Here is a 25,202-nt window from a genome sequence, read left to right as displayed (position 1 = left end):
GCCCACCCCCTTGCGCCGCCCGTCCCCGAGCACCGCACGCGGCTCGGCACCCGGCCCCGCCCACTCCGAGCCGTTCCAGTACCGCCAGGCCCCCGGCTCGGCGAGCCTGCCCTCCGGCACACGCGCGACGTACGCCTGCGAGACCGGCCGGGACGCCGCCTGACCGTCGTCGCCCCCGAAGACGTACGTCCAGCCGTCCTCCTCCACCAACGTCGTCCCGAACAGCACCCGCCGCGACGGATCCGGCACCAGCTGCTGGTCGAGCACCTTGACGACCGACTCCACCCGCAGATCGGGCAGCGAGAGCGTGGCGACCTCGGTGGCGGTGGGCACCCCGTAGATCCACGGGGCCTGCCCGGCCGTACGCACCCACAGCAGCACCCGTACGACCCGCTCGTCCGAGCCGGGGGAGCGGGGCTCGACACGCGCGGCGACCGGCCAGCGCCACTGGTTCGGAGCGGGGTCGGGGAACAGGGGAGCGGCGAGCGTGCGCTCCAGGCGTCCCTCGCGCATGACGACCGCCGAGTTGCGCACCAGGGGAGCGGTCGTGTCCCGCCAGGTCGAGGACTCGCCGTAGGGGTTGGGCGGGGCGTACACCTGGCCGAGGTAGGTGTCCGAGAACAGCCACAGCAGCCGGCCGTCCGGCAGCCGCACCGAGTGCGTGCCGTCGCCGCCGGTCCAGTCGTCGGTACGGGACGGGTCGTCGCCGTACCGGGCGAACTCACCCGTCAGGTCGCCGTTCGCCGACCAGGACGCCACCGAGTGTGGCCGGCACGCGGCACCGCCCTCCCGTTCGCCGTCGTCCGGGAGGGCGGTGAGCAGTACGGCCGCGAGAACCAGGGCCAGCAGCAGGCCGACCCCGGTTCCCGTGCGCTGGCGTACGCGTGCGTCGTCGGGCACGCCTGGGACGTTAGTGGCCTCGGCCCACCCGGTCCATGGGCAGCCACAGGACGGTGTCGGACGTGGCCGAACCCTTACGTGCGCCGGCCCGCGCCGCCGCGTCGAGCTCGCTGTCGCCGAGCGCCCGGTTCCACACCCGGACCTCGTCGATCGCGCCGGTGAGGAAGGCCCGGCTGTCCATGCGCTGCCCGACGTGCACGCCGAACGGCGAGTTCCGGCTGACCGAACCGGCCACGTCCGTGGTGCTGATCGCCCGGCCGTCAAGGACGAGCGTCAACTTCCCGCCCCCGCGCCGCAGCGCGAGATGATGCCACTCGCCGTCGTTGTGGGCACCCCCGGCCCAGACGGACGACGTACGCACCGTCCCGAACCCCTCCCGAGTGGTGATCAGGGCACGCACCCGGTCGTTGTCGGGCTCACCGCGCAGCCACACCTGGGGCTGGGTGGAGCCGATCCCGCCCATCCACAGGAACGGCTGCTCACCGGAGGTGGCGGAGTACCGGAAGAACAACGAGACCGTGAACTCGCCCGTCCCCAGCGGCAGTCGGGACCGGTACGGCAGCCGTACGGCGTCGTCCACGCCGTCGAACTCCATGGCCCGGCCCAGCACGCCGTCCGTCACCCCCGCGCCCCCGAGAACGGTCGCCCGGGGTGCGCCCGGGGCGAGGTCGGCGGTGGTCGGGTCGGGGCCACGACGCGGCCCGAGCCAGTCCTCGGTGAAGCGGGCGAAGCGGATCTCGTCCCGCGCGTCGACGGCGCCGCCCTCGTACAGCAGGCCGACCGTGGACGCGTCGACGCCCACCATGTCGGAGTAGCCCGACCAGTCCGTGGTGACGACCCTGCCGCGGTCCACGCTGTCCCAGGTCGTGCCGCCGTTCCAGGAGGACCGGATCATCATGGTCCGCCGGCGGTCGGGATCGCCGGGTGCGGACAGCAACAGCCGATCGCCCAGACGGAGCGTGGCGCCCTGCACCTGGGGCGTGTAGAGGTCCGGGATGTCCCGGAACGGCCCGGTGAAGCTGTCGCCGCCGTCCCGGCTGTACGTCTGGGAGCGATGCCCGAGATCGGTGCCGTCCTGCTCCCGGCCGCTGATGAGGATCGTGCCGTCCGCCCGCTCGGTCAGGGTCACCTCGGAAGGCTTCTGCCGGAAGGTGCGGTCGGCGGCCGAGATGGCCCACGAGTCGGTGGCGCCGATCCGCCAACTGTCGCCGCCGTCGTCGCTGACGATGAGGGCGGCATGGTTGGCGGTGACCCGACTGCCGTCCCAGGTCTCGGTGTTGACACCGAAGACCAGCCGCCCGGCGTGCCTGCCCTTGGTGAGCTGGATGCCGTGCACGGGCCCGGTGGCGTACCAGGAGTTCCACTCCGCGGGCAGTATCTCCGCGCTCAGATCGCGCGGCTCGGACCACGTCAGACCGTCGTCGTCGCTGTACTGCAGATGCGGGGTGCGGTCACACGGTACGGAGCAACTCCCGCTGTCCGTACGGCCCGTGTTGTACGTCTCCGCCAGCAGGACGCGCCCGGTCTCCCGGTCCACGATGGGCGCCGGGTTGCCGTGCGTGTCGCCGTCGCCCTCGTTGACGACCTGGAGCGGCCCCCAGGTGCGGCCACCGTCCGTCGACCGCTTGAGGACGAGATCGATGTCGGCGGCGTCCCCGCAGTTGAGCACCCGCCCCTCCGCGAACGCCAGCAGCGTGCCGGCCTTGGTCTTCACGATCGCCGGAATACGGAAGCAGGCGTACCCGGGATCCTGGTCGGCCCGGAACAGAACCTGCTGCTCGAACGGCGTTGTCGCAGTGCTCGGTCGGGACTCGGCCGAACCTAATGTCGCGGCCGTCGCCGTGAGGGCGACGACCGCGACAAGGACGGCTCTGAGACGTGCGCGAACTCTTGACGGCATGGTGCGGGCCCGCCCTTCATCGTCTGGCAATGGTCCAGGCATCTGAACATTCGGACATCCCACGTCCAAAGTGCGCATCACAGACGTTAGTTGGGCTATCGCACGCATCACAAGAACCGTGCACGTGTCACATCACGGATGGAGTACCGAGCCATCAATACAGCGGGGCCCCTACAGGCGCAGGGGGCGCTCCCCGCCGTTCAGGGGCCCCGCCGGCGTGCCGCGGGGGGACCGGGTTCAGCCCTGGGCGGCCGCGGTCCGCAGGGCGATGCGGTCCTCACCCGCGTACACGTTCATGGAGCTGCCCCGCAGGAAGCCCACCAGTGTCAGCCCCGTCTCCGCGGCCAGGTCCACCGCGAGTGACGAGGGCGCGGAGACGGCCGCCAGGACGGGGATGCCCGCCATCACGGCCTTCTGGGCGAGCTCGAAGCTGGCGCGCCCCGAGACCAGCAGGACGGTGCGGGACAGCGGCAGGTCGCCGTTCTGCAGGGCACGGCCGACCAGTTTGTCGACCGCGTTGTGCCGGCCGACGTCCTCCCGTATGTCGAGCAGTTCGCCGTCCTCGGTGAACAGGGCCGCCGCGTGCAGACCCCCGGTCCGGTCGAAGACCCGCTGGGCCGCGCGGAGCCGGTCGGGGAGGCTCGCGAGCAGGTCGGGGTCGAGCCGGACCGGGGGAGTGTCGGCTATCGGCCAGCGGGCCGTCGTCCGTACCGCGTCGAGGCTCGCCTTGCCGCACAGGCCGCAGGACGAGGTCGTGTAGACGTTCCGTTCGAGGGTGATGTCGGGGATGGCCACTCCGGGCGCGGTCTTCACGTCCACCACGTTGTACGTGTTGGAGCCGTCCACCGTGGCGCCCGCGCAGTACACGATGTTCTGCAGGTCCGCCTGCCCGCCCAGCACGCCCTCGCTGACCAGGAACCCGGCGGCCAGCGCGAAGTCGTCGCCCGGGGTGCGCATGGTGATCGCGAGCGGCTTGCCGTTCAGCCGGATCTCCAGTGGTTCCTCGGCGACGAGCGTGTCCGGACGGGTGGAGACCGCCCCGTCGCGGATCCGGATCACCTTGCGTCGTTCCGTGACTCGTCCCATGTCCCGATCAGTCCCGTCAGTCCCGGTTCTGTACGTGCTGGTAGCCGAAGCGGCCCTTGATGCACAGGTTGCCGTGGGTCACCGGATTGTCGTGCGGCGAGGTGACCTTCACGATTTCATTGTCCTGCACGTGGAGTGTGAGGTTGCAGCCCACACCGCAGTACGCGCACACGGTGGTGGTCTCGGTCTGTGCCGACTCGTCCCACGTACCCGCCGCCCGCATGTCGAACTCGGACTTGAAGGACAGCGCCCCGGTCGGGCACACCTCGATGCAGTTCCCGCAGTACACGCATGCCGAGTCGGTCAGCGGGGCGTCGTGCTCCACGGCGATCCGGGCGTCGAACCCCCGTCCGGCGACGGAGATCGCGAAGCTGTTCTGCCACTGGTCACCGCAGGCGTCCACGCACTTGTAGCAGAGGATGCACTTGTCGTAGTCACGCACGTACAGCTCGTTGTCGATCCTCGGCTCCTCGTTGAGCCGCGCCGCGTCCGGGCCGAACCGGTCCGGTTTCGCCTCGTACTCCTTGATCCACCCGGCGACGTGCGGTGTGGTCGACAGGTCGACCGAGGAGGCGAGCAGCTCAAGGACGATCTTGCGGCTGTGCCGGGCGCGCTCGGTGTCGGTCTTCACCTCCATCCCGGCCTCGGCCTTGCGCGAGCAGGACGGGACGAGCGTCCGCGACCCCTCGACCTCGACGACGCACACGCGGCAGGCGTTCTTGGGCCGCAGCGTGTCGCCCTCGCACAGGGTCGGGATGTCCTTCCCGGCCGCCCGGCAGGCGTCGAGGATGGTCGAGCCCTCCGTCGTGCGCACGGGCTCTCCGTCGATGGTGAACTCCAGCAGCCGGCGCGGGATCCCCAGCGGTACCACGGTCATTCGTACGCCCCCAGACGGTCGATGGCGGATTCCACGGCGTTCCACGCGGTCTGCCCCAGACCGCAGATCGAGGCGTCCCGCATCGCGCGGCCGACCTCCCTGAGCAGGGCGATGTCATCGGCGGCCGCCGCACCCGTGCGCTGAACGATCCGGTGCAGCGCCTCCTCCTGCCGTACGGTCCCGACCCGGCACGGCACGCACTGCCCGCACGACTCGTCCCGGAAGAACTCGGCGATCCGCAGCAGCAGCCGCGGCAGCGGAACGGTGTCGTCGAAGGCCATGACCACACCCGAGCCGAGCGTCGTGCCCGCCTCCCGCGTGCCTTCGAAGGTGAGCGGGATGTCCAGTTCGTCGGGCCGTACGAAGCCGCCCGCCGCACCGCCCAGCAGCACCGCCCGCAGCCCGTCCCGGACCCCGGCGAGCTCCAGCAGCTCACCGAGCGTCGCGCCGAAGGGCAGCTCGTAGATGCCGGGCCGCTCCACGCTCCCGGACACGCAGAACAGCTTCGGCCCGGTGGACCGGTCCGTGCCGATCGCGGCGTACGCCGGGGCGCCCATCGTCAGGATGGGCAGCACGTTGACCAGCGTCTCGACGTTGTTCTCCACTGTCGGCTTGCCGAACAGCCCCTTCTCCACCGGGAACGGCGGCTTCGAGCGGGGCTCGCCCCGGTAGCCCTCGATGGAGTTGAACAGGGCCGTCTCCTCACCGCAGATGTACGCCCCCGCGCCTCGCCGGATCTCGATGTCGAAGGCGTAGCCCTGCCCGAGGATGTCGTCACGGAGGAACCCACGCGCCCGTGCCTGCGCGAGGGCGTGCTCCAGCCGCCCCAGTGCCCGCGGGTACTCGCCCCGCAGGTACAGGTAGCCCTTGTGCGCGCCGGTCGCGTACGCCGCGATCGTCATCGCCTCGACCAGCGCGTACGGGTCGCCCTCCATGAGCACCCGGTCCTTGAAGGTGCCCGGCTCGGATTCGTCGGCGTTGCAGACGACGTAGTGCGGGTGGTCGGGCTGCGACGCCGTGGCCTGCCATTTGCGGCCGGTGGGGAAGGCGGCGCCGCCGCGCCCGACCAGGCCGGAGTCGGTGACCTCGCGGATGACTCCGGCGGGACCGAGCTCGAAGGCCCGGCGCAGGGCGGTGTAGCCGCCGTGGGCGCGGTAGTCGTCGAGACTCGATGGGTCCACGAGACCGACACGGCGCAGCAGCACCAGCGACGGGTCGCCGGCCTGGGGTACCGCCATCGCCGCCGCCGGCTCCTCCGGCGCCGAGTCCGGTGCGCTCGCGGCGAGGACGGCGTCGTGCACGGTCGCCGGCGCCGACACCGCCGTACGCACCGGGTCCCCGGCCTTGATCGCGAGCGCGGCAGGTGCCCGTTCGCACAGTCCGAGGCAGGGGCTGCGCTCCACGCTCACCCCGCTCCCGAGCCCCAGCCGGGCCTCGATCCCGGCGCACAGTTCGCTCGCCCCGGCCGCCGCGCACGCGAGGTCCGTGCACACGTGGAGCACGGTCGCCGGGCGGGGCTTGACCGAGAACATGGCGTAGAAGGTGGCCACCCCGTACGCCTCCGACGGCGGCACGGTCAGCCGTCGGCAGAGGTAGTCCAGGGCGCCCTCGCTGATCCAGCCGATCCGGTCGTTGATGGCGTGCAGCCCCGGCAACAGCAGGTCGCGGCGGTCCCGGGCCTCGCGGCCGCCGCGCGCCCACCTGAGGTCCGCGTCGGAGCGGTCGGCGCCCTCCCAGGACGACTCGGGCGGGCCGAGCAGGGCGTCGACGGCGGCCCGTTCGTCGTCCGTCGGTTTGCTGTCGCCGAAGTGCAGGTCCACTTACGTCACCTCACGATGGTCGCGACGGGGAGCTTCTCGATCCGGATCGCCGACGCCTTGAACTCCGCCGTGCCCGCGATCGGGCAGTTCGCCTCGATCGTCAGCTGGTTGGTGTCCACCTCGTCGGGAAAGTGCATGGTCATGAAGGCGAGCCCGGGCCGCAGCGCGGTGTCGACCCAGACCGGCGCGACGACCGAGCCGCGCCGCGAGGTCACCTGGACCTCCTCGCCGACCACGACCCCGTACCGCTCGGCGTCCTCCGGGCACAGCTCGACGTACTCGCCGCGACGCAGCGGGGAGGCGAAACTGCCGCTCTGCACACCGGTGTTGTAGGAGTCGAGCCGCCTGCCGGTGGTGAGCCGGATCGGGTACTCCTCGTCGGTGAGGTCGACCGGCGGGTCGTGCTGGACGAGCCCGAACGGCGCCGGCATGCCGCGTGCGGCCGGGTCCTTCTCCCACAACCGGCCGTGGAGGTAGGTCGGTTCGAGCTCGTCGGTGCTCGGGCACGGCCACTGGATGCCCTGGTGCTCCTCCAGCCGGTCGTACGTCATCCCGTAGTGGTCCGGCGAGACCGACCTGAGCTCGTTCCAGACGGCCTCGGCGTCGGCGTACTTCCAGTCGTGGCCGAGCCGTGCCGCCAGCTCGCAGATGATGTCGATGTCCTCGCGCGCCTCGCCGGGCGGGGTGACGGCCCGGCGTACGCGCTGAACTCGCCGCTCACTATTGGTAGTTGTGCCGTCGGTCTCGGCCCACCCGGCGGTCGCCGGAAGGATGACGTCCGCCAGCTCGGCCGTCCTGGTCAGGAAGATGTCCTGGACGACGAGGAAGTCCAGCTGCCGCATCCGCCGTACGGCCTGTTCGCTGTCCGCCTCCGACTGCGCCGGGTTCTCGCCGATGCAGTACACGGCCTTGAGCGTGCCCTCCTCCATCGCCTCGAACATCTCGGTGAGGTTGAGCCCGTAGTGCGGCTGGATGACGGTGTCCCAGGCCGACTCGAACTTCAGCCGGGTGTCGGGGTCGAGGATGTCCTGGAAGCCCGGCAGCCGGTTGGGGATCGCGCCCATGTCGCCGCCGCCCTGCACGTTGTTCTGCCCGCGCAAGGGCTGGAGCCCGCTGCCGTAGCGGCCCACATGCCCCGTCAGCAGGGAGAGGTTGATCAGCGCGCGGACGTTGTCGGTGCCGTTGTGGTGCTCGGTGATGCCGAGGGTCCAGCACAGCTGGGCGCGCTCGGCGCGGGCGTAGGCGTGCGCCAGCTCGCGTATCGCGGCGGCCGGAACGCCCGTGACCTTCTCGGCCAGCGACAGCGTCCAGGGCTCGACCAGCGCCTTGTACTCCTCGAAGCCGCTGGTCGCCCGCTCGATGAACGCCTCGTTCGCCAGGCCCGCGTGGATGATCTCGCGGCCGATCGCGTGCGCCATCGGGATGTCGGTGCCGACGTTCAGCCCCATCCAGCTCTCCGCCCACTCGGCGGTGGAGGTGCGGCGCGGGTCGACGGCGTACATCCGGGCGCCGCCCCGGATCCCCTTCAGCACGTGCTGGAAGAAGATCGGGTGTGCGAAGCGGGCGTTGGAGCCCCACATCACGATGACGTCGGTGTGCTCGATCTCCTCGTACGACGACGTCCCGCCGCCAGATCCGAAGGCGGCGGAGAGGCCGGCGACGCTCGGGGCGTGACACGTCCGGTTGCAGGAGTCGACGTTGTTGGTGCCCATGACGACCCGGGCGAACTTCTGCGCCACGTAGTTCATCTCGTTCGTGGCCCGGGCGCAGGAGAACATGCCGAAGGCGCCCCGGTTGCGGGCCAGGCCCTCGGCTGCGCGGGTCAGCGCCTCCTCCCAGGTCGCCTGCCGGAACGGCTCGTCGCGGGAGTCGCGTACGAGCGGGTGCGTCAGCCGTGTGTAGTTCTTCGGTTGCCGTTTCCTCATGCGGCGCTCCTCAGCGCGAGCAGGTCCGAGATGGCGTGCACGGTGCGCAGGGTGGGCACCTGGACGCCGGTGATCTCCGCCAGTTCGACGACCGCCGCGAGGAGTACGTCGAGTTCGAGCGGCTTGCCGCGCTCCAGGTCCTGGAGCGTGGAGGTGCGGTGGTCGCCGACCCGCTCGGCGCCCGCGAGACGGCGCTCGATGGAGACGCCGACCTCGCAGCCGAGGGCCTCGGCGACCGCGAGCGTCTCGGTCATCATGATCTCGATGACCTTGCGGGTGCCGCCGTGCAGACACATCTGCCGCATGGTGGCGCGGGCCAGCGCGCTGATCGGGTTGAAGGAGATGTTGCCGAGCAGTTTGAGCCAGATGTCGTTGCGCAGGTCGGGCTCCACCGGGCACTTCAGGCCGCCGGCCACCATGGCCTCGCTGAGCGCGAGACAGCGCCGGGAGACGCTGCGGTCGGGTTCGCCGATGGAGAACCGGGTGCCTTCCAAGTGCCGTACGACTCCTGGGCCTTCGAGTTCGGTCGCGGCGTAGACGACGCAGCCGACGGCCCGTTCGGGCGCGAGCACCGCACTGACCGCGCCGCCGGGGTCCACGCTCTCGACGCGGTGGCCGTCGTGGGGGCCGCCGTGCCGGTGGAAGTACCACCAGGGGATGCCGTTCTGGGCGGCCACGACCGCCGTGCCGTCGTGCAGAAGGGGCTCGACGAGCGGCCCGCACGCCGCGTACGAGTTGGCCTTCAGACCGAGGAAGACATAGTCGACCGGGCCGACTTCGGCCGGGTCGTCGGTGGCGTGGGCGCGGGCGGTGAAGTCGCCGCGCGGACTGAGCACCCGCACCCCGTGCCGCCTCATGGCCGCGAGATGCGGTCCACGGGCGATGAGGTGCACGTCGGCGCCGGCGCGATGCAGCGCCGCTCCGACGTAGGCGCCGATCGCACCGGCGCCGAGGACTGCAACTTTCACTTCGGAACGCTCCGTTCGGTCGAGGGAGTACCGCGGAGGTGGCTGGGAAGTAACGTCCGATCAGGTCGAATCTCGTCGACTGAATATTGTCTACAGTATGGATGGGGGGTCAGCAAGGGTTCGCGCACGGCGTTCGGCAAGGCTTTCCGGACAGCGTTCGACCGTTCGTCGCGCCCTGCATACCGCTCACCGCATACGGTCGACGCGCCGACTTCTCAACTCCCGGCTTCGTCCCTACCGTTCGGGATCATGAGTCCACCGGTCGCACCCCCGGGCTGGAGCCGCTGGCTGGTTCCCCCCGCCGCTCTCGCCGTACATCTCTCCATCGGCCAGGCCTACGCCTGGAGCGTGTTCAAGCCCCCGCTCGAAGAAGCCCTCGGCCTCACCGGCACCCAGAGCGCGCTGCCGTTCCAGCTCGGCATCGTCATGCTCGGTCTGTCGGCCGCGTTCGGCGGCACGCTGGTGGAGCGCAACGGACCGCGCTGGGCCATGACGGTCGCCCTGATCTGCTTCTCGTCCGGCTTCCTGCTCTCCGCGCTGGGCGCCGCGACCGAGCAGTACTGGCTGATCGTCCTCGGCTACGGCTTCGTCGGCGGCATCGGCCTCGGCATCGGCTACATCTCGCCCGTGTCGACGTTGATCAAGTGGTTCCCGGACCGGCCCGGCATGGCCACCGGCATCGCCATCATGGGCTTCGGCGGCGGCGCGCTCATCGCCTCGCCATGGTCGGCCCAGATGCTGGAGTCGTTCGGCAGCGACAGCTCCGGGATCGCGCTGGCCTTCCTGGTGCACGGACTCTCGTACGCCGTCTTCATGCTGCTCGGCGTGCTCCTGGTCAGGGTGCCGGGAGCCGCCCCTGAGGCGCGGGGCGGTGTTGAATCCTCGGCTGCCGCAGCGGGGGCGCGACAACTCCCCGCCGGCCCGCAGGTATCGGCGAACCAGGCCATCCGCACACCCCAGTTCTGGTGCCTGTGGATCGTGCTCTGCATGAACGTGACCGCCGGCATCGGCATCCTGGAGAAGGCCGCGCCGATGATCACGGACTTCTTCGCGAACACCTCCACCCCGGTGTCGGTCTCGGCCGCCGCCGGCTTCGTCGCCCTGCTGTCGGCCGCCAACATGGCGGGCCGGATCGGCTGGTCGTCGACCTCCGACCTGGTCGGACGGAAGAACATCTACCGGCTGTACCTGGGCGCGGGCGCGCTGATGTACGGCCTGATCGCGCTGGCCGGCGACTCCTCGAAGCCGCTGTTCATCCTGTGCGCACTGGTGATCCTGTCCTTCTACGGCGGCGGCTTCGCGACGATCCCCGCCTATCTGAAGGACCTCTTCGGCACCTACCAGGTCGGCGCCATCCACGGGCGGCTGCTCACCGCCTGGTCCACGGCCGGCGTCCTCGGACCGCTGATCGTGAACTGGATCGCCGACCGGCAGGAGGCGGCGGGCAAGGACGGCTCGTCCCTGTACACCCTGTCCCTGTTCATCATGATCGGACTGCTCGCCGTCGGCTTCGTCGCCAACGAACTCGTCCGGCCCGTCCACCCGCGCCATCACGTCCCCGTTCCGGCGTCGGAGGAGCAGCCGGAGGATCGTCCGGAGAAGCAGCCGGAGAAGCAGTCCAAGGCGAAGGAGGCCGCGGATGTCCAGCAGCAGCAGTAGCGGCCCGCCGAGCCGCCGCGGGCTGATCGCCTTCGCCTGGGTGTGGGTGGGAGTACCGCTCGCGTACGGGCTCTACGAACTCGTACAGAAGGCGACGCAGCTGTTCACCGGGTAGGCGCGGGGTAGGTGTTCGAGAGTTGTTCGGGCGTCCGAGGGCCTGATGGAAGCTGACAAGACGGGCGCCCGATTCCTGTGGCATCACTTGCACCCGTACCCGTGAGTCACTGATCAGACTGGTGAATCCCGCTACCCGAGGCCCGAGGGGATCACCAACGATGAACGGCTCGCGCATCGCCGCAGTCGGCCACTATCAGCCCGCCAAGGTACTCACCAACGAGGACCTGGCGGGCATGGTCGACACCAGTGACGAGTGGATCACATCCCGGGTGGGCATCCGTACGCGCCACATCGCCGGGCCCGACGAGCCGGTCGACGAGCTGGCCGCCCACGCCGCCGCGAAGGCGCTCGCCGGCGCCGGTCTCGCACCCGGCGACATCGACCTGGTCCTGGTCGCCACCTCCACCGCGATCGACCGCTCCCCGAACATGGCCGCCCGGGTCGCGGCCCGTATCGGCATCCCCTCGCCGGCCGCGATGGACGTCAACGTGGTCTGCGCCGGATTCACCCACGCGCTGGCCACAGCCGACCACGCCGTCCGGGCGGGCGCCGCGTCCCGGGCGCTGGTGATCGGCGCGGACAAGATGTCTGACGTGACCGACTGGAGCGACCGTACGACCTGTGTGCTGGTCGGCGACGGAGCCGGCGCGGCCGTCGTGGAGGCCTCCGACGAGGCCGGCGTCGGGCCGGTGCTGTGGGGTTCGGTGCCCGAGATGGGGCACGCGGTGCGCATCGAGGGGCAGCCCGCGCGGTTCGCGCAGGAGGGGCAGAGCGTCTACCGCTGGGCGACCACACAGCTGCCGGCCATCGCCCGCCGGGCCTGCGAACGGGCCGGTCTCGCACCCGAGGACCTCGCCGGCGTCGTCCTGCACCAGGCCAACCTGCGCATCATCGAGCCCCTCGCGCTCAAGCTCGGCGCGGTCAACGCCGTCGTCGCGCGCGATGTCTCCGAGTCCGGGAACACCTCGGCGGCGAGCATCCCGCTGGCCTTCTCCAAGCTCGTGGAGCAGGGCCGGATCTCGACCGGGGACCCGGTGCTGCTGTTCGGGTTCGGCGGGAACCTGTCGTACGCCGGGCAGGTCGTGCGCTGCCCCTGACGGTGCTGCCGTGGGCCTTCGGCAGTCCCTGACGCGGGTGTGACGTGGCCAACTCCTCGGTTCCCTGGCCTTTGTGCGCCGTAGACTGTAGACGAAAGACAATCAATACTGGCTTTCCGTGACGGCCGGCTACCGGACGCAGTCGCCCGGCGTTCGCCCAGGAGGGGGACCGATGTTGTCGACAGGACTGCCGCAGGGTGCGGTGCCCAAGCTCGAACGGCCCGGCCCGCTGCGCGACCGTGTCTACGAGGCGCTGCTCGAACTCATCACCACCCGCGCCCTCCAGCCCGGCCAGCACCTGGTCGAGAGCGAACTGGCCGGTCACCTCGGCGTGTCCCGGCAGCCGGTGCGCGAGGCGCTGCAGCGGCTGAACACCGAGGGCTGGGTCGATCTGCGCCCCGCGCAGGGCGCGTTCGTGCACGAGCCGACGGAGGAGGAGGCCGACCAGCTCCTCACCGTCCGTACGCTGTTGGAGGCCGAGGCCGCCCGGCTCGCCGCCGCCCACGCCGACAAGGCCGGCATCGCGGCCCTGGAGGAGCTGTGCGCGGAGGGCGAGAAGGCCGTCGCCGCCGATGACGTGGACGCCGCCGTCGCCCTCAACGCCCGTTTCCACGCCAAGATCATGGACCTCGCGGGCAACACCGTGCTCGCCGAGCTGGCCGCCCAGGTCGACCGCCGGGTCCGCTGGTACTACACGCCGGTCGCCCGCCAGCGCGGAGAGCAGTCCTGGATCGAGCACCGGGGCATGATCGCCGCGATCACCGACCGGGACGAGCGGCGCGCCACCGAGCTGATGCGGGAGCACACCGAGCACACGCGGCGCTCGTACCACGCACGCGCGAAGTCCTGAGGGTCGCCCGGCGCTCATGGCAGCAGGTTGTTCCCGGTGGCGTCCGTGCGGGGACTGGAGATCTGCACCCACGTGCCCATCTCCCGCTGTTCGATGTGGGTGACGTTCGCGGCGAGCACGCGGTCCCGGGTCGCGGGGTCGGCGTAGGGCTCCGCCGCCGTGTAGTACAGGCGGCGCTCCGCCTCGACGGCCTCGCTGAACCGCAGGTAGTCGTCCTGCCAGGGGAAGACGGAGCGCAGACCGGTGATCACCACGACGATGCCGCCCAGGACGGCGGGCACCTCGGCGTTCCTGGGCGAGAGGACGGCCGAGACGAGCAGTAGCGTCTCGGTGAGCCGGAAGTAGCGGCGGGCCCTGAAGGCGGCGTCGCGATACCAGTCGTACGACCCGTTCGCGACGCGCATCGCATAGCCGGGTCCTGCGTCGGAACCGGTTCGTCGGACGAGGATCCCTGAGCCATCAGCGCTCCCCCCAAAGCACTGCTGTCAGCAGGGAAAGGGTAGCCAACCGGGCCCCGTGGCGCCCCCTTCGCGCACAAGGACGATCAGCGGCCGGTGCCGCATGCGAGCCGGCACGTCCTCGCCTTTGTCCTGAGAGTGGAGAAAGTTGACGGCAATCTGTGCGCAAGTTCTTCCCAGTCCTGGCAGCCGCTGCTACGTTCCCCTCGAAAGCAGGCCACCGAGGTGGCCGAAACCCGGCGCGCACAGGCCGAATGAGGCGGGGAGGGGCTCGTGAGACGTATGACCGCGCGACCCGCGAACGCCCATCAGGCCAAGCTGCTCAAGCTGCTCCGCGACGGCGGACCCAACTCCCGGGCCCAACTCGGCGATGAGATCGACCTCTCGCGGTCCAAGCTGGCCGTGGAGGTGGACCGGCTGCTGGAGACGGGCCTGGTCGTGGCCGACGGGCTCGCCGCCTCTCGCGGTGGTCGCCGGTCCCACAACGTCCGGCTCAACCCCGGGCTGCGCTTTCTCGGCGTCGACATCGGCGCGACCTCGGTCGACGTCGCCGTCACCAACGCCGAACTGGAGATCCTCGGTCACCTCAACCAGCCCATGGACGTCCGCGAGGGCCCCGTCGCGGTCTTCGAGCAAGTCCTGTCCATGGCCGCGAAGTTGAGGGCCTCCGGGCTCACGGAAGGGTTCGACGGCGCCGGCATCGGCGTCCCCGGCCCGGTCCGCTTCCCCGAGGGCGTCCCCGTGGCCCCGCCGATCATGCCGGGCTGGGACGGCTTCCCCGTACGGGAGGCGCTCAGCCAGGAACTCGGCTGCCCGGTCATGGTCGACAACGACGTGAACCTCATGGCGATGGGGGAGCAGCACGCGGGCGTCGCACGCTCCGTGGGCGACTTCCTCTGCGTCAAGATCGGCACCGGCATCGGCTGCGGCATCGTCGCGGGCGGTGACGTCCACCGTGGTGTCACCGGCAGCGCGGGCGACATCGGGCACATCCAGGCCGTGCCCGACGGCCGGCCCTGCGCCTGCGGCAACCGGGGCTGTCTGGAGGCCCACTTCAGCGGCGCGGCCCTCGCCCGGGACGCCGTGGAGGCGGCCCAGCAGGGGCTGTCGGAGGAACTCGCCTCGCGGCTGGCGGCGAACGGAACGCTCACCGCCGTCGACGTCGCCGCCGCGGCCGCCGCCGGAGACGCCACCGCGCTCGACCTGATCCGCGAGGGCGGCAACCACGTCGGGCAGGTCATCGCCGGACTCGTCAGCTTCTTCAATCCCGGCCTGGTGGTGATCGGCGGCGGGGTGACCGGTCTCGGCCACAACCTGCTCGCCGCGATCCGCACCCAGGTCTACCGCCAGTCGCTGCCGCTGGCGACCGGCAACCTCCCCATCGTCCTGGGTGAGTTGGGCCCCACCGCCGGAGTCATCGGCGCGGCCCGGCTCATCAGCGACCACCTGTTCTCACCCGCGTAAGCACCCAGTTCAGTACGGCTGTACCGCACCGCGCTCTGTCCTGCCCTGCTCTGCCCTGCCCTGAATCCGGCCCGCACGCCCGCCAAGGGGACCTCATGGCACCAGAACCACCCCTGCTCAGCATGTCCGGCATCACCAAGTCGTTCCCCGGAGTCCGCGCCCTCGACGGCGTCGACCTCGACGTCCAGGCCGGTGAAGTGCACTGTCTGCTCGGCCAGAACGGCGCCGGCAAGTCCACCCTGATCAAGGTCCTGGCCGGCGCCCACCAGCCCGACACCGGCACCATCCGCTGGCGCGGCGAGGAGGTCACCCTCCGCTCGCCGATCGCCGCCATGCGCCTCGGCATCGCCACCATCTACCAGGAACTCGACCTGGTCGAGCACCTGTCGGTGGCCGAGAACGTCCACCTCGGCCATGAGCCGACGGCCGCCGGCTTCGTAGTGAGGGGGAAGGCGGCTCGATCCTCGACAGCCCAGCTTCTCGAGCGACTCGGGCACCCGGAGATCGACCCGGCACGCCTGGTCGGAGACCTGTCGGCGGCCCACCAGCAGATCGTGTCGATGGCCAGGGCGCTCTCCCACGACGTACGGCTGATCGTGATGGACGAGCCGTCCGCCGCCCTCGACCCGGACGAGGTCGACAACCTCTTCCGCATCGTCGGCGACCTCACCTCCGCGGGAGTCGCCGTCGTCTACATCTCGCACCGGCTGGAGGAGATCCGCCGGATCGGCGACCGGGTGACCGTGCTGAAGGACGGCCGGGCCGTGGCGGGCGGGCTCCCGGCGAAGACGACGCCGACGCGTGACGTCGTGGCGATGATGACGGGACGCAACGTCGAGTACGTCTTCCCCGAGCGGCCGACCACGGACGCGACGGCCGGTAAACCGCTGCTGGAGGTGCGCGGACTCGCCCGGCACGGGGAGTTCGAGCCCCTCGACCTGAGCGTGCGGCCCGGGGAGATCGTCGGGCTCGCCGGACTGGTGGGTTCGGGGCGCTCCGAGATCCTGGAGACGATCTACGGGGCCAGGAAGCCCAGCGCCGGTCATGTGCTCGTGGACGGGCGGGCGCTCAGGCCGGGCAGCGTACGGGCCGCCGTGCGCGCCGGACTCGGGCTCGCACCCGAGGAACGCAAGGCGCAGGCGCTGCTGATGCTGGAGTCCGTCACCCGCAACGTCTCCGTCTCCTCCATGTCCCGGTTCTCGCGCGGCGGCTGGATCGACCGGGCCGCCGAACTGGGGGCCGCGCGGGCCGCGACCCGTGAGCTGTCGCTGCGGCCCGACAACCCGTCGGTGCCCGTGCGCACCCTCTCCGGCGGCAACCAGCAAAAGGCCGTCCTGGCCCGCTGGCTGCTGCGCGGCTGCCGCGTCCTGCTGCTCGACGAACCCACCCGGGGCGTCGACGTCGGCGCCCGCGCCGAGCTGTACGCGGTCGTGCGCCGGCTGGCCGACGAAGGCCTCGCCGTCCTGCTGGTCTCCAGCGAGGTGCCCGAAGTGCTGGGCCTCGCCGATCGCGTCCTGGTGCTGCGCGAGGGCCGTGTCGTACACACCGCTCCCGCGCGCGAACTCGACGAACACCGCGTACTCGACCTCGTCATGGAAGGAAGCCCGGCGTCATGACGCAGCACGCCTCCCCGCCCCGGGACAGCACCGGCAAGGTGCCGTCGGCCGGAGCGGCGCCCGGCTGGCGGGGCCTGATGGCCCGCGCCGACGTGCGCACCCTCTCCCTGCTCGGCGTCCTCGCCGCGCTGATCGTCATCGGCGGCATCACCAAGCCGGACGAGTTCCTTGACACCCGCAACCTGCAACTCGTCCTCACCCAGGGCTCCGTGATCGGCGTCGTCACCGTCGGCATGACCTTCGTCATCATCTCCGGCGGCATCGACCTGTCCGTCGGCGCGATCGTCGCGCTGGCCTCGGTGTGGGCGACGACGGTGGCCACCCAGGAGTACGGCTTCGCCGGCATCCTCTTCACCGCGGTGATCGTAGGCGTGGGATGCGGCCTGGTGAACGGGGTGCTGATCGCGTACGGCGCGATGGTCCCGTTCATCGCCACGCTCGCCATGCTGGCCTCGGCGCGCGGACTGGCGCTCCAGATCACCGACGGCAAGACGCAGATCGTCACCGTGCCCTCGGTGCTGGACCTCGGCGAGCGCGACGCGTATGTGCTCGGCATTCCGCCCCTGGTCATGGTGTTCGCGGTCGTGACGATCATCGGCTGGCTCGTCCTGAACCGCACGACCTTCGGACGGCGCTCGGTCGCCGTCGGCGGCAACGCGGAGGCGGCCCGGCTCGCCGGCATCGACGTGCGCCGCCAGCGGCTCTACCTCTATCTGCTGTCCGGCCTGTGCTGCGGCATCGCGGCCTTCATGCTGGTCATCCTGTCCGGCTCCGGCCAGAACACCAACGGCAACCTCTACGAACTCGACGCCATCGCCGCCGCGATCATCGGCGGCACCCTGCTCAGCGGGGGCCGCGGCACCATCACCGGCTCGGTGCTCGGCGTCCTGATCTTCACCACGATCACCAACATCTTCGCCCTGAACAACCTGCAGAGCGACGTCCAGCAGATCGCCAAGGGCGCGATCATCGTCGCCGCCGTGCTGGTCCAGCGCCGTACCGCGAGCACGACCTGAGGAAAGGGTTCACCGTCATGCCAGAGCTCACCAGTCGCAGAGGGCTGCTGTTCGGAACCGCCGCGATAGGCGCCGGTGCCCTCCTCGTGGGGTGCACCAGCAACGAATCCGACGACGAGCCGGCCGCCAACGACCAGCCGGCCGCCGACGACAAGCCCGGCAAGGCCGTCACCATTGGCTTCGCCGGTCCGCAGGCCGACCACGGCTGGCTCAACGCCATCAACGACAACGCCAAGAGCAGGGCCAAGAAGTACTCGGACGTCACCCTGGAGATCACCGAGGGGTCGAACGACACCGCCGCGCAGATCGGCCAGATCGAGACGCTGATCAACAAGAAGGTCGACGTGCTGGTGGTGCTGCCCGCCGACGGCAAGGCACTCACCCAGGTCGGCCTGAAGGCGATGCGCGCGGGCATCCCGGTCATCAACCTCGACCGGATCTTCAACACCCCGCAGGCCTACCGCTGCTGGATCGGCGGCGACAACTACGGCATGGGCCTCAACGCCGGCCACTACATCGGCGAGAAGCTCAAGGGGAAGTCGAACGCCACGGTCATCGAGCTGGCCGGTCTGGACAACCTGGAGCTGACCCAGCAGCGCACCAAGGGCTTCGACGACGCGCTGAAGAACTACCCGAACATCAAGAAGGTGGCCCGGCAGGCGGCCGAGTTCACGGTCGAGTCCGGGCAGGCCAAGATGGCCCAGCTCCTGCAGGCCCAGTCGAAGTTCGACGCCCTGTGGAACCACGACGACGACCAGGGCGTGGGCGCGCTGCGGGCCATCGAGCAGGCCGGGCGCGACGACTTCCTCATGGTCGGCGGCGCCGGCGCGCTGTCCGCCTTCCAGGCGATCAAGAAGGACGACGGCGTCCTCAAGGCCACCGTCCTGTACCCGCCGACCATGGCGGCGTCCGCGATCGACCTGGCCCGTGCGCTGGGCCAGAGCAAGGGCATCGGCGGCATGGCCGAGTTCGAGATCCCGGCCTCGGTCACCCTCTACTCGGCGGTGGTCGACAAGGACAACGTCGACCAGTACATGCCCACGGGCTTCAAGTAGGGGCCGACACGTCCGAACGCCGGTCCGATCACCCCCCGCGGGGGCGCGGGGCTGTATCGACACGCGGCTCCGCCGAACCCCGCGCCCCCGCGGAGAAGCGACCGGCAAACCCCCCACAGCGCCACGACGACGAGGAGGACCTCTTCATGGGACAGCCGCGACAGCCGGAAGCTGACGGCGGCACCGGAACGCCGGCACCTGACACCCCGGGGAAGCCGTCGCTGCGCATCGGCATGGTCGGCTACGCCTTCATGGGCGCCGCGCACTCACAGGGCTGGCGTACCGCGGGCCGGGTCTTCGACCTGCCCCGCACCCCGGTCCTGACCGCGATCTGCGGGCGGGACGCCACCGCCGTACGAGCGGCTGCCGAGCGGCACGGCTGGGCGTCGGCGGAGACCGACTGGCGTGCCCTGGTCGAGCGGGACGACATCGACCTCGTCGACATCTGCACCCCCGGCGACAGCCACGCCGAGATCGCGCTCGCCGCGCTGGCCGCCGGCAAGCACGTCCTGTGCGAGAAGCCCCTCGCCAACAGCGTCGAGGAGGCCGAGGCCATGACAGCGGCGGCCGAACAGGCGTACGCGCGCGGTCAGTTGGCCATGGTCGGCTTCAACTACCGTAGGGTGCCCGCCACCGCCCTCGCCCGCAGCATGGTCGCCGAAGGCCGCCTCGGCCGCCTGCGCCACGTACGGGTGACATACCTTCAGGACTGGCTCGTGGACCCGCAGTTTCCGCTGACCTGGCGGCTGCGCAAGGAGATCGCCGGCTCGGGCTCACTCGGCGACCTGGGCGCGCACATCATCGACCTCGCGCAGTACCTGACCGGAGAGCGGCTGAGCGGCGTGTCCGCGCTGACGGAGACCTTCGTACGGGAGCGTCCGCTGCCCGGCGGAGCCGTGAAGGGGCTGTCCGCGGTGTCCGCCGAGACCGCCACGGGACAGGTCACCGTCGACGACGCCGCCGTGTTCACCGGCCGCTTCCCCTCCGGCGCCCTCGCCTCCTTCGAGGCCACCCGCTACGCCACCGGCCGCAAGAACGCCCTGCGCATCGAACTCAACGGTGAGCACGGCTCGTTGGCCTTCGACCTGGAGCGCCTCAACGAACTCTCCTACCACGACGGCACCGAACCGGGCGCGCACGCCGGCTTCCGCCGCATCCTGGTCACCGAACCCGACCACCCCTACCTGGACGCCTGGTGGCCCCCGGGCCACGGCCTCGGTTACGAGCACACCTTCGTCCACCAGGCCCGCGACCTGGTCCACGCCGTCGCCGAGGGCCGGCAGCCCGAACCCTCCTTCGCCGACGGGCTGCAAGTGCAGCGCGTGCTCGCGGCGGTGGAGGAGAGCGCCGAGAAGAACTCCGTCTACACCCCGATCGCGGTCTGAGCCCCGAGGAGGCTGACGCAATGCCGCGTACGTTCACGCTGTTCACCGGCCAGTGGGCCGATCTGCCGTTGGAGGAGGTCTGCCGACTCGCCCGCGACTTCGGCTATGACGGTCTCGAACTCGCCTGCTGGGGCGACCACTTCGAGGTCGACAAGGCGCTGAGCGATCCGTCCTACGTGGAGTCGAGGCATCAGCTCCTCGACAAGTACGGCCTCAAGTGCTGGGCCATCTCCAACCATCTGGTCGGCCAGGCCGTCTGCGACGCCATCATCGACGAGCGCCACCAGGCCATTCTGCCGGGCGAGGTGTGGGGCGACGGGGAGCCGGAGGGGGTGCGCAGGCGGGCCGCGGAACGTGTCAAGGACACCGCGCGTGCTGCCGCCGCCTTCGGCGTCGACACCGTGATCGGCTTCACCGGCTCCGCCATCTGGCATCTGGTCGCCATGTTCCCGCCCGCGCCCGAGTCGATGATCGAGCGCGGCTACGAGGACTTCGCCGAGCGCTGGAACCCGATCCTCGACGTCTTCGACGAGGAGGGCGTGCGGTTCGCCCACGAGGTCCACCCGAGCGAGATCGCCTACGACTACTGGACGACCTGGCGCGCCCTTGAGGCCGTCGGGGGCCGCCCCGCCTTCGGCCTCAACTTCGACCCCTCGCACTTCGTGTGGCAGGACCTCGACCCGGTCGGGTTCCTGTGGGACTTCCGCGACCGCATCTACCACGTCGACTGCAAGGAGGCCCGCAAACGCCTCGACGGCCGCAACGGCCGCCTCGGCTCGCATCTGCCGTGGGGTGACCCGCGCCGGGGCTGGGACTTCGTCTCGGCCGGGCACGGTGACGTCCCCTGGGAGGACGTCTTCCGGATGCTGCGCTCCATCGACTATCAGGGGCCCATCTCCGTGGAGTGGGAGGACGCCGGCATGGACCGGCTCCAGGGCGCGCCCGAGGCGCTGACGCGACTGAAGGCGTACGACTTCGAGCCGCCGTCGGCCTCCTTCGACGCGGCGTTCAACAGCTGAACCACACACCCGGCGCTGGTCGGGGTACGGGGACCGGAGGCACCGCCGGTCCCCCCTCCGACCTGCCCCGATACCGCTTTGTCCTGCGATGGGAGAAAGCCCAACCGATCCTGACGCAAGGGGTGTTCGCCCCGGACGGAGGGGGTTACCGTCCCTGAAGTGTTCATGGCACAGCCACCTCCGGGGTGACGGCGCACCCCGGCGCCCGCACCGCACGTCTTCGCATCCACCCTGTACGGCCCACCCGTTCCCGGAGGGACTTCGTGCACAGAACCAGATCCCGCGGCACCCGCACCCACAGACGTCCCGGACTGCGCGCCACTCTCGCCTTGTTCACCGGCCTGCTCCTGACCGTGGGCGCCCCGGCCACCGTCGCCGGCGCCCAGCCGGATGAGGCCGAACCGGCAGCAGCCGAAGGCCAGTTCCAGCAGGTGCCGCTCGCCAAGGGCGAACCCGAGATGGGCGAGCCGATGTCGCTCGCCGTGCTCCCGGACCGCAGCGTCCTGCACACCTCGCGCGACGGCACGCTGCGCCTGACCGACCAGGGCGGCGTCACCAAGGTCGCCGGCAGGCTCGACGTCTACAGCCACGACGAGGAGGGCCTCCAGGGCGTCGGCATCGACCCGGACTTCAAGAACAACCGGGCGATCTACCTCTACTACGCCCCGCCGCTGGACACCCCCGCGGGCGACGCCCCGGAGAGCGGTACCGCCGACGACTTCAAGAAGTTCGACGGCGTCAACCGCCTCTCCCGCTTCACCCTGAACGCCAACGGCACGCTCAACCTCGCCAGCGAGAAGAAGGTCATCGACGTCGCGGCCTCCCGCGGCACCTGCTGCCACGTCGGCGGCGACATCGACTTCGACGCGGCCGGCAACCTCTATCTGTCGACCGGCGACGACACCAACCCCTTCTCCTCCGACGGCTACACCCCGATCGACGACCGGCCGAACCGCAACCCGGCCTTCGACGCCCGCCGCAGCTCCGCCAACACCAACGACCTGCGCGGCAAGATCCTCCGTATCAAGGTCGCCGAGGACGGCTCGTACACCGTCCCCGAGGGCAACCTCTTCGCCCCGGGCACCGAGAAGACCCGCCCCGAGATCTACGCGATGGGCTTCCGCAACCCGTTCCGGATGAGCGTCGACGACAAGACCGGCATCGTGTACGTGGGTGACTACGGTCCCGACGCGGGCGCCGCCGACCCGAAGCGCGGCCCGGGCGGACAGGTCGAGTTCGCCAAGGTGACCAAGGCCGCCAACTTCGGCTGGCCCTTCTGCACCGGCGACAACGACGCCTACGTCGACTACGACTTCGCCACCAAGGAGTCCGGCGAGACGTTCGACTGCAACGCCCCGAAGAACACCTCCCCGCACAACACGGGCCTCACCGACCTGCCGCCCGCGCAGGCCGCCTGGATCCCGTACGACGGCGGCTCCGTACCCGAGTTCGGCAGCGGCTCCGAGTCCCCGATGGCCGGCCCGGTCTACCGCTACGACCCCGACCTCGACTCCAAGGTGAAGTTCCCCGAGGCCTACGACGGTGACTTCTTCGCCGGTGAGTTCGGGCGCCGCTGGATCAAGCGGATCGAGCAGAACGAGGACGGCTCCGTAGCGAAGATCAACGACTTCCCGTGGACCGGCACCCAGATCATGGACATGGAGTTCGGCCCGGACGGCGCGCTCTACGTCCTCGACTACGGCGTCTCCTGGTTCCAGGGCGACGAGCACTCCGCGCTGTACCGGATCGAGAACGCCGAGGACGGCTTCTCCCCGATCGCCGAGGTGAGCGCCGACAAGACGTCCGGCGCGGCAGGACTGAACGTCAGGTTCACCGCCTCGGCCAAGGACGCCGACTCCACCGACCTCACCTACAGCTGGGACTTCGGCGACGGCACCAAGGGCGAGGGCCTCAACCCCACCCACCGGTACAAGAAGGTCGGCACCTACACCGCCACCTTCACCGCCAAGGACCCCGAGGGCAACACCGGCAACGCCAGCACCCGGATCGTCGTCGGCAACACCGAGCCCAAGGTGCGCATCGACGTCCCGGGCAACGGCGCGCTGGCCGAGTTCGGCAAGCCCGTCCCGTTCAAGGTGACCGTCACCGACCCCGAGGAGACCATCGACTGCTCCAAGGTCAAGGTCGCCTACAGCCTCGGCCACGACTCCCACGCCCACGAGCTGACCAGCGAGATGGGCTGCGAGGGCACCCTGACCCCGCCCGCCGGCGACGGTGGCCACGACCCCAACGCCAACATCTACGGCGTCGTCGGCGCCAGTTACACCGACGGCGGCGCCAACGGTCAGGAGGCCCTGACCGGCACCGCGCGCACCGTGCTGCAGCCGCTGCACCGCCAGGGCGAGCACTTCACCACCCAGTCGGGCATCTCCGTCATCGACAAGACAGGCGCCAACGGCGGCAAGACCGTGGGCAACATCAACGACGGCGACTGGATCTCCTTCACCCCCTACCGGTTCGACGGGCAGAAGAAGATGACCGTACGGGCCTCCTCCGGCGGCGCGGGCGGCTTCATCGAACTGCGCACCGGCTCGCCCGACGGACCGCTGCACGGCTCGGCGTACATCCCGCCGACCGGCGGCTGGGAGACCTTCCAGAACGTCGACGTACCGCTGCGGGCGCTGCCGAAGAAGACCACCCAGATCTATCTGGTCTTCAAGGGCGGCGAGGGCGCGCTGTACGACGTGGACGACTTCGAGTTCTCCAAGGAGCCGTTCAGGGGCGGCAAGAAGGTCCTGGTCTTCTCCAAGACCGCCGGCTTCCGCCACGACTCCATCCCGGCCGGCATCGCCGCGCTGAAGGAACTCGGCGGCCCGGCCGGCATCTCGGTCGACGCGACCGAGGAGGCCAAGCAGTTCACCACGACCAACCTCGCCAAGTACGACGCGGTGGCGTTCCTGTCCACCACGGGCGACGTCCTCAACGCCGAGCAGCAGAAGGCGTTCGAGAACTACGTGGCGGGCGGCGGCGGTTACATGGGCATCCACGCGGCGGCCGACACCGAGTACGACTGGGCGTTCTACGGCGGACTCGTCGGCGCCTACTTCCACTCGCACCCGGCGATCCAGAAGGCCACCGTCCGCGTCGAGGACCACGACCACCCGTCCACCGCGCACCTCGGCGACACCTGGGAGCGCACCGACGAGTGGTACAACTACCGCACCAACCCGCGCGAGCAGGCCAAGGTCCTCGCCACCCTGGACGAGACCAGCTATCAGGGCGGGAACATGAAGGGCGACCACCCGATCGCCTGGTGCCAGAGCTACGGCGGCGGCCGCTCCTTCTACACCGGCGGCGGCCACACCAAGGAGTCCTACGCCGAGGAAGCCTTCCGCGCCCATCTGCTCGGCGGCCTCCAGTACGCCACCGGCCAGGTCAAGGCGGACTGCAAGCCGAACAAGGGCTACCGGAAGATCTTCAACGGCCAGACCTTGGACGGCTGGAAGCAGGCAGGACCCGGCAAGTTCAACGTCAAGGACGGCACCCTGGAGACCGAGGGCGGCATGGGCCTGCTCTGGTACCAGGCCAAGGAGCTGAAGTCGTACTCCCTCAAGCTCGACTGGAAGATGCAGGGCGACGACAACTCCGGGATCTTCGTGGGCTTCCCGGCCTCCGACGACCCCTGGTCCGCGGTGAACAAGGGCTACGAGATCCAGATCGACGCCACGGACGCGCCCGAACGCACCACGGGCTCCGTCTACTCGTTCAAGTCGGCGAACATCAAGGTCCGTGACCAGGTCCTGCGGCCGCCCGGCCAGTGGAACTCCTACGAGATCAAGGTCCAGGGCGAACGCCTCCAGGTGTTCCTCAACGGAGTCAAGATCAACGACTTCACCAACAAGGACCCCGAGCGGAGCCTGACCGACGGCTACATCGGCCTGCAGAACCATGGCGCCGACGACCAGGTCTCCTTCCGCAACATCCAGTTGAAGGAACTGCCCGTCCAGGGCGACTGAACGGCGGCGGGCG

At 70.3% G+C, this 25,202-nt stretch carries 19 protein-coding genes; 11 read left to right on the top strand and 8 right to left on the bottom strand.

Annotated features, from left to right (window positions below; translation table 11 throughout):
* The 7 genes from L0P92_RS11265 to L0P92_RS11235 all read right to left on the bottom strand — a co-directional run.
* The coding region (locus L0P92_RS11265) for a DUF5005 domain-containing protein (RefSeq protein WP_234762410.1) at nt 1-900 on the bottom strand (900 nt) is incomplete at its 3' end.
* Nucleotides 901-910: 10 nt separating this feature from the next.
* The gene (locus L0P92_RS11260; RefSeq protein ID WP_234762409.1) at nt 911-2,800 is read right to left on the bottom strand and encodes a sialidase family protein; all 1,890 of its coding nucleotides are present in this window, start codon (nt 2,798-2,800) and stop codon (nt 911-913) included.
* Nucleotides 2,801-3,037: 237 nt separating this feature from the next.
* Nucleotides 3,038-3,886 (bottom strand): formate dehydrogenase accessory sulfurtransferase FdhD, encoded by an 849-nt coding sequence (gene fdhD / locus L0P92_RS11255; RefSeq protein ID WP_234762408.1) that lies wholly within the window; start codon nt 3,884-3,886, stop codon nt 3,038-3,040.
* A 16-nt stretch (nt 3,887-3,902) separates the two neighbouring features.
* Nucleotides 3,903-4,763: a 2Fe-2S iron-sulfur cluster-binding protein gene (locus L0P92_RS11250; RefSeq protein WP_234762407.1), complete on the bottom strand. Its 861-nt coding sequence runs from the start codon at nt 4,761-4,763 to the stop codon at nt 3,903-3,905.
* Complete coding sequence (locus L0P92_RS11245; protein ID WP_234762406.1) at nt 4,760-6,583, bottom strand: NAD(P)H-dependent oxidoreductase subunit E; 1,824 nt, start codon at nt 6,581-6,583, stop codon at nt 4,760-4,762. Before L0P92_RS11245 ends, L0P92_RS11250 begins: the two co-directional genes overlap by 4 nt.
* Before the next feature lie 5 nt (nt 6,584-6,588).
* A complete protein-coding gene (locus L0P92_RS11240; RefSeq protein WP_234762405.1) occupies nt 6,589-8,508 on the bottom strand; it encodes a molybdopterin oxidoreductase family protein in 1,920 nt (639 codons plus the stop codon).
* Nucleotides 8,505-9,476: a 2-dehydropantoate 2-reductase gene (locus L0P92_RS11235; protein ID WP_234762404.1), complete on the bottom strand. Its 972-nt coding sequence runs from the start codon at nt 9,474-9,476 to the stop codon at nt 8,505-8,507. The genes L0P92_RS11240 and L0P92_RS11235 overlap by 4 nt, the downstream gene beginning before the upstream one ends.
* Nucleotides 9,477-9,725: 249 nt before the next feature.
* On the opposite strand from L0P92_RS11235, the gene L0P92_RS11230 reads away from it, so the two are divergent.
* The 4 genes from L0P92_RS11230 (at nt 9,726) to L0P92_RS11220 (ending at nt 13,199) form a co-directional block, all read left to right on the top strand.
* Nucleotides 9,726-11,135 (top strand): OFA family MFS transporter, encoded by a 1,410-nt coding sequence (locus L0P92_RS11230; RefSeq protein ID WP_234762403.1) that lies wholly within the window; start codon nt 9,726-9,728, stop codon nt 11,133-11,135.
* Nucleotides 11,116-11,250: an MFS transporter small subunit gene (locus L0P92_RS45210; RefSeq protein WP_273634024.1), complete on the top strand. Its 135-nt coding sequence runs from the start codon at nt 11,116-11,118 to the stop codon at nt 11,248-11,250. Before L0P92_RS11230 ends, L0P92_RS45210 begins: the two co-directional genes overlap by 20 nt.
* 160 nt (nt 11,251-11,410) lie before the next feature.
* Nucleotides 11,411-12,349: a beta-ketoacyl-ACP synthase III gene (locus L0P92_RS11225; protein WP_234762402.1), complete on the top strand. Its 939-nt coding sequence runs from the start codon at nt 11,411-11,413 to the stop codon at nt 12,347-12,349.
* Between the two features lie 172 nt (nt 12,350-12,521).
* A complete protein-coding gene (locus L0P92_RS11220; RefSeq protein ID WP_234762401.1) occupies nt 12,522-13,199 on the top strand; it encodes a GntR family transcriptional regulator in 678 nt (225 codons plus the stop codon).
* 14 nt (nt 13,200-13,213) lie between these two features.
* Here L0P92_RS11220 and L0P92_RS11215 read toward each other — a convergent pair whose 3' ends face one another.
* Nucleotides 13,214-13,603: a DUF4231 domain-containing protein gene (locus tag L0P92_RS11215; protein ID WP_234762400.1), complete on the bottom strand. Its 390-nt coding sequence runs from the start codon at nt 13,601-13,603 to the stop codon at nt 13,214-13,216.
* Nucleotides 13,604-13,939: 336 nt separating this feature from the next.
* Here L0P92_RS11215 and L0P92_RS11210 point away from each other — a divergent pair, with 336 nt between their 5' ends.
* The 7 genes from L0P92_RS11210 to L0P92_RS11180 all read left to right on the top strand — a co-directional run bounded on the left by L0P92_RS11210 (nt 13,940) and on the right by L0P92_RS11180 (nt 25,189).
* Nucleotides 13,940-15,121 (top strand): ROK family transcriptional regulator, encoded by a 1,182-nt coding sequence (locus L0P92_RS11210; protein WP_234762399.1) that lies wholly within the window; start codon nt 13,940-13,942, stop codon nt 15,119-15,121.
* A 95-nt stretch (nt 15,122-15,216) separates the two neighbouring features.
* Nucleotides 15,217-16,737 (top strand): sugar ABC transporter ATP-binding protein, encoded by a 1,521-nt coding sequence (locus tag L0P92_RS11205; protein ID WP_234762398.1) that lies wholly within the window; start codon nt 15,217-15,219, stop codon nt 16,735-16,737.
* A complete protein-coding gene (locus L0P92_RS11200) occupies nt 16,734-17,753 on the top strand; it encodes an ABC transporter permease (RefSeq protein ID WP_234762397.1) in 1,020 nt (339 codons plus the stop codon). The genes L0P92_RS11205 and L0P92_RS11200 overlap by 4 nt, the downstream gene beginning before the upstream one ends.
* A 17-nt stretch (nt 17,754-17,770) precedes the next feature.
* Nucleotides 17,771-18,808: a substrate-binding domain-containing protein gene (locus tag L0P92_RS11195; RefSeq protein WP_234762396.1), complete on the top strand. Its 1,038-nt coding sequence runs from the start codon at nt 17,771-17,773 to the stop codon at nt 18,806-18,808.
* Nucleotides 18,809-18,954: 146 nt separating this feature from the next.
* Nucleotides 18,955-20,193, top strand: coding sequence for a Gfo/Idh/MocA family protein (locus L0P92_RS11190; protein WP_372497237.1), 1,239 nt, complete (start codon nt 18,955-18,957; stop codon nt 20,191-20,193).
* Between the two features lie 20 nt (nt 20,194-20,213).
* Nucleotides 20,214-21,212 carry a sugar phosphate isomerase/epimerase family protein gene (locus tag L0P92_RS11185; RefSeq protein WP_234762395.1) on the top strand — a complete coding sequence of 333 codons (999 nt, stop codon included), beginning with the start codon at nt 20,214-20,216 and terminating at the stop codon, nt 21,210-21,212.
* Between the two features lie 263 nt (nt 21,213-21,475).
* Nucleotides 21,476-25,189 carry a ThuA domain-containing protein gene (locus L0P92_RS11180; RefSeq protein ID WP_234762394.1) on the top strand — a complete coding sequence of 1,238 codons (3,714 nt, stop codon included), beginning with the start codon at nt 21,476-21,478 and terminating at the stop codon, nt 25,187-25,189.
* Nucleotides 25,190-25,202 lie beyond the last annotated feature (13 nt).

This window comes from Streptomyces muensis, from assembly GCF_021474425.1.
GTDB classification, from domain to species: Bacteria; Actinomycetota; Actinomycetes; order Streptomycetales; family Streptomycetaceae; genus Streptomyces; species Streptomyces muensis.
This window is presented reverse-complemented; position numbering and strand designations above follow the sequence as displayed.

Excerpts from the sequence above, each read along its gene's own strand:
- L0P92_RS11240 (WP_234762405.1), bottom strand. The coding sequence starts at position 8,508 with ATGAGGAAACGGCAACCGAAGAACTACACACGGCTGACGCACCCGCTC.
- L0P92_RS11260 (WP_234762409.1), bottom strand. The coding sequence starts at position 2,800 with ATGCCGTCAAGAGTTCGCGCACGTCTCAGAGCCGTCCTTGTCGCGGTC.
- L0P92_RS11200 (WP_234762397.1), top strand. The coding sequence starts at position 16,734 with ATGACGCAGCACGCCTCCCCGCCCCGGGACAGCACCGGCAAGGTGCCG.
- L0P92_RS11230 (WP_234762403.1), top strand. The coding sequence starts at position 9,726 with ATGAGTCCACCGGTCGCACCCCCGGGCTGGAGCCGCTGGCTGGTTCCC.
- L0P92_RS11250 (WP_234762407.1), bottom strand. The coding sequence starts at position 4,763 with ATGACCGTGGTACCGCTGGGGATCCCGCGCCGGCTGCTGGAGTTCACC.
- L0P92_RS11215 (WP_234762400.1), bottom strand. The coding sequence starts at position 13,603 with ATGCGCGTCGCGAACGGGTCGTACGACTGGTATCGCGACGCCGCCTTC.
- L0P92_RS11225 (WP_234762402.1), top strand. The coding sequence starts at position 11,411 with ATGAACGGCTCGCGCATCGCCGCAGTCGGCCACTATCAGCCCGCCAAG.
- L0P92_RS45210 (WP_273634024.1), top strand. The coding sequence starts at position 11,116 with ATGTCCAGCAGCAGCAGTAGCGGCCCGCCGAGCCGCCGCGGGCTGATC.
- L0P92_RS11205 (WP_234762398.1), top strand. The coding sequence starts at position 15,217 with ATGGCACCAGAACCACCCCTGCTCAGCATGTCCGGCATCACCAAGTCG.
- L0P92_RS11185 (WP_234762395.1), top strand. The coding sequence starts at position 20,214 with ATGCCGCGTACGTTCACGCTGTTCACCGGCCAGTGGGCCGATCTGCCG.
- L0P92_RS11195 (WP_234762396.1), top strand. The coding sequence starts at position 17,771 with ATGCCAGAGCTCACCAGTCGCAGAGGGCTGCTGTTCGGAACCGCCGCG.
- L0P92_RS11190 (WP_372497237.1), top strand. The coding sequence starts at position 18,955 with ATGGGACAGCCGCGACAGCCGGAAGCTGACGGCGGCACCGGAACGCCG.
- L0P92_RS11210 (WP_234762399.1), top strand. The coding sequence starts at position 13,940 with ATGACCGCGCGACCCGCGAACGCCCATCAGGCCAAGCTGCTCAAGCTG.
- fdhD (WP_234762408.1), bottom strand. The coding sequence starts at position 3,886 with ATGGGACGAGTCACGGAACGACGCAAGGTGATCCGGATCCGCGACGGG.
- L0P92_RS11220 (WP_234762401.1), top strand. The coding sequence starts at position 12,522 with ATGTTGTCGACAGGACTGCCGCAGGGTGCGGTGCCCAAGCTCGAACGG.